This window comes from Rhizobacter sp., from assembly GCF_031412495.1.
In the GTDB taxonomy this organism is placed as follows: domain Bacteria; phylum Pseudomonadota; class Gammaproteobacteria; order Burkholderiales; family Burkholderiaceae_C; genus Schlegelella_A.
This window is the reverse complement of the sequence record NZ_JANODC010000402.1, coordinates 1-3515: the sequence shown is the minus strand read 5'-3', so window position 1 is coordinate 3515 and position 3515 is coordinate 1. Positions and strand designations below refer to the sequence as shown.

The window sequence follows — 3515 nt, the reverse complement described above, 5'->3', positions numbered from 1 at the left end:
CGGAACGACTCGACGACGTGGTCGGTCGCGACGCCGACGTGGCTCTCGCCCCGCTCCAGGATCTCGAGCACCGATTGCAACACGCCGGCGACCGCGCCGAGCGGCCGGTCGCGCCCTTTCGTGAAGCGGCGCAGGCCGAAGAAGTGGCGGAACAGCTCGTAGGTGCCGTCGACCAGGTGGACGATCATGGCCGCCGCCCCGACCGGGCTGTCAGCGCTGCCCGGGCCGTCCGATCGCCACCGGCCGGACCACCGCGCCCGCGGCGCCCCGGTCGCGCGAGGGCAGTGCCATCGCGCACGAGGTCCAGACGCGGTCGCGCGCCATGGCGGCGAGGTTCAGGTTCTCGAGGTGGTGGATGCCGAACACCGACAGCATGTAGTGGTGCACCGAGAACGGCAGCCCGGGCTCGGTGCCCTGGGCCGGTGCCGCCTTGCCCTGCAGCATGCCCTCGGGGACCGCATCGACGAAGGGCGCGTCGAGGCCGATGGCGACGATGCGCCGGGTCGACAGCAACTTGGCCGCGTCGACCGAGAGCCCCGGTGCGGCGGCGTAGTAGCGCCCACCCTCGTCGCCCTCCTTCCAGTGCTCGCTCCAGCCGGTGTGGATCCAGACCATGTCGCCCGGCAGGATGCCGCGGCGCGACAGGCCCTGCGCCTTCAGCATCGCCTGGATGTCGGCGGCGCTGACCAGCTGGCCTTCGGTCATCGCCCGGCCCTTGCCGACGTGGGCGCGCGCGTCGAGCAGCACCGCCGTGGTGACGAGCGGCGGCATCTTCTCGATGCCGAGCTTGAGCAGCGGCGACTCCGGAGTCGGCTTGACGTCCTGCTGCCTGAAGCCGCCGTAGTAGCTGGCGCCGTCGGCGGAGAACGCGTTCTTCGGATCCCAGGGCGCGGCGATCGACGCGAAGTGGCCGAGGGCGTCGATCTGCGTGCCCTGCTGCTGCGGCTCGGCGCCGGCGTCGAAGGCCTCGCTGTTGAACGCATGGGCCGAGAACGGTACGCCGGCGGTCGGCTTGGGCTTGCTCGGCGACGGGTTCGCGAACGGCGACTTCGGCATCGTGTTCGAGCGCTCGAACGATGCCTCGTAGGTTCGCGCGCCGCGCTGGCCTAGATGCCAGCCGCAGCGCAGCGTCGTCGCCTCGCCCAGCGTGTTGGCCATGCCGCGCTCGTCGCCGGCCGGCCAGGGCGGCGCCGGCGACTTCGCGGCCAGCGCGATCAGCGACGCCGGCTCGACGGCGCCGCCGGCCAGCGGCGCGCAGAGGGCGAGGCCGGCGCTGGCGGCCGCGGTCAGGCGATGCATAGCTCGGTGCGTCATCGGGTGTCTCCTCGTTGGATGGCCGGGCGGTGGGCGGCCATCGTAGTTCGCCGGCAAGGTGTGGGCGGTCAGGGCGCCTGCAGGCCGAACAGCGCGGCGCCGTTGTCCCAGCCGATGCGGCGCGCAATCGGCGGCGGCAGGTCGCCGAGCCAGCGCCGCGCCTGCTGCATCAGCACCTCGTAGTCGTCCCAGCGTCCGTTGATCCAGGTGTCGGAGCCGACCAGGAAGCGCTCGGGCATCTCGAGCATCAGCGCCTTCCACGGCGCGCTCAGGCGCCCCTCGCCTTCGGTCAGGCCGGGCCGGTACGACAGCTCGCCGAGCAGCGTCGGATGGCGTTGCAGCAGCGACCGCACGCGCTCGACGGGTGCACCGCCAATGCCGCTGTGGGCCCAGATGAGCCGCGTCTTCGGCGCGTGGGCGAACAGCGTCTCGATGGCGACGTCGTCGACGTGGGCGAGGACGACGAGGTCGCGCTCCTGGGCCAGCTGCATCAGGCGGCGGGCGGTCGCGCCGTCGGCGTTGGCGCTGTCGTAGAGGTGGAACTCGCCGAGGCCCCGGTACGGCCCGGCCTCGGTGCCGGCGGCGAGCTCGCGCAGCACCATGTCGACGATGCCCGGGTCGGCGTGCCAGCCGCTGTAGTCGGCGCGGTCGCGGTACAGGCGGACGAAAGGAACGACGGCGACCCCGGCCCGCCGCGCCGGCTCCCGTGCTGCGGCGAGCGCCTTCGTCCCGTCGTTGGGCCGGCTGTTGGCGATCACGGCGCGCACGCCGCTGCGCTGCATGCGGCCGAGCACCTCGGGGATCGGATAGCGCGCGACCGCCTCGTCGTTGTAGTGCAGGTGCGCGTCGAACAGCGGCCCGGCATACGGCGCCGCCGCGGCGCGCGCGTCGGCGGGCTGCCCCGGCGCCGATGCCGCCGCCACGGCCAGGCCGGCGGCGAGGAGCGCCGCACGCGCGATGCGCGCAAGCAGCCCGGAAGGGTTGTGGTTCGTCATGGCGAGTCCGACGTGGGGTGCGGGCCGGTTATAGCGCGGGCCCGCCTCCGCCCAGGTGCTGCACCAGGATGGCGATGCCGATGCCGACCAGCACCAGGCCGCCGAGCGACTCGGCACGGCGGCCGGCGAGCGCGCCGAGGCCGCGGGCCCACCATCACGCCCAGGGTGACCATCGCGAACGTGCACAGGCCGATGGCGATCGCCACCGGCACGATGGCGACGTCGAGGAAGGCAAGCGACACGCCGAAGATCATGGCGTCGATGCTGGTCGCGAAGCCGGTGGCGGCGAGCAGCCAGGACGAATGACGGCTCGGCCAGGCGGGTGCGTCGACCTCGGGCGGCCGCAGGCCGGCCACGATCATGCGCACGCCGGGGCCGGCGAGCAGGACGAAGGCGATCCAGTGATCCCAGGCCTCGACGTACGCCGCGGCACCGAGGCCGAGAACCCATCCCAGCAGCGGCGTCGTCGCTTCGATGGCGCCGAAGATGCGCCGGTGCGAAGCGCCTCGCTCCAGCGCGGCTTGTCAAGCGCGCTGCCCTTGCTGACGGCTGCGGCGAAAGCATCGGTGGACATCGCCAGCGCGCGCAGCCCGGTCGAGAGCAGGTTCATCGGAATCGAAGGTGCGGCATCCGCGATCGATGTTCGCACGGGGGCGGCGATGCGGCGCCCAGGCACCGCGGTCCCTAGAATCGCCGTCCCTCGCCATCCCCGACCACGCCGATGCTGCCCTTCAAGGCCGTCTCCTACGCCAGCCCGCGAGCCGGCACGAAGCTCGTCGTCCTCGGCGCCGTGCATGGCAACGAGACCTGCGGCACGCAAGCGATCGAGCGCCTGATCGCCGAGATCGACGCCGGCACCGTCCGCCTCAGCGCCGGGCGGCTGACGCTCGTTCCGGTCGCGAACCCCCTCGCCTACGCCGAGCGCCGCCGCACAGGCGATCGCAACCTCAACCGAAAGCTCGCACCGACCGACACGCCCAGGCAGTACGAGGACCATGTCGCCAACTGGCTGTGTCCCTTGCTTGCCGCGCACGAGGTTCTCCTCGACCTGCACTCGTTCAATTCGCCCGGCGTCCCGTTCGCCTTCATCGGCCCGCGCGACAACGACGGGCCGCTCGAGCCGTTTTCCCAGGCCGGGCGCGAAGAGGCACTCGCGCTCCGCATCGGCGTCGGCCGCGTCGTCGACGGCTGGCTGGAGACCTATGC

Annotated in this window: 4 protein-coding genes and 1 pseudogene; 1 reads left to right on the top strand and 4 read right to left on the bottom strand. The window is 72.7% G+C overall.

Annotation, left to right across the window (positions count from 1 at the left end):
* The 4 genes and pseudogenes from AC30N0_RS14870 to AC30N0_RS14855 all read right to left on the bottom strand — a co-directional run.
* Positions 1-188 (bottom strand): hypothetical protein (locus tag AC30N0_RS14870; RefSeq protein ID WP_489518684.1); only part of this gene is annotated, 188 nt, incomplete at its 3' end.
* A 22-nt stretch (positions 189-210) separates the two neighbouring features.
* The gene (locus AC30N0_RS14865) at positions 211-1314 is read right to left on the bottom strand and encodes a cyclase family protein (protein WP_489518683.1); all 1104 of its coding nucleotides are present in this window, start codon (positions 1312-1314) and stop codon (positions 211-213) included.
* A 68-nt stretch (positions 1315-1382) separates the two neighbouring features.
* Complete coding sequence (locus AC30N0_RS14860) at positions 1383-2309, bottom strand: amidohydrolase family protein (RefSeq protein ID WP_489518682.1); 927 nt, start codon at positions 2307-2309, stop codon at positions 1383-1385.
* 28 nt (positions 2310-2337) lie between these two features.
* Positions 2338-2919: pseudogene (locus AC30N0_RS14855) on the bottom strand (manganese efflux pump MntP).
* A 111-nt stretch (positions 2920-3030) separates the two neighbouring features.
* Between AC30N0_RS14855 and AC30N0_RS14850 the strand changes: the two are divergent.
* Positions 3031-3515 (top strand): M14 family metallopeptidase (locus tag AC30N0_RS14850; protein WP_489518681.1); only part of this gene is annotated, 485 nt, incomplete at its 3' end.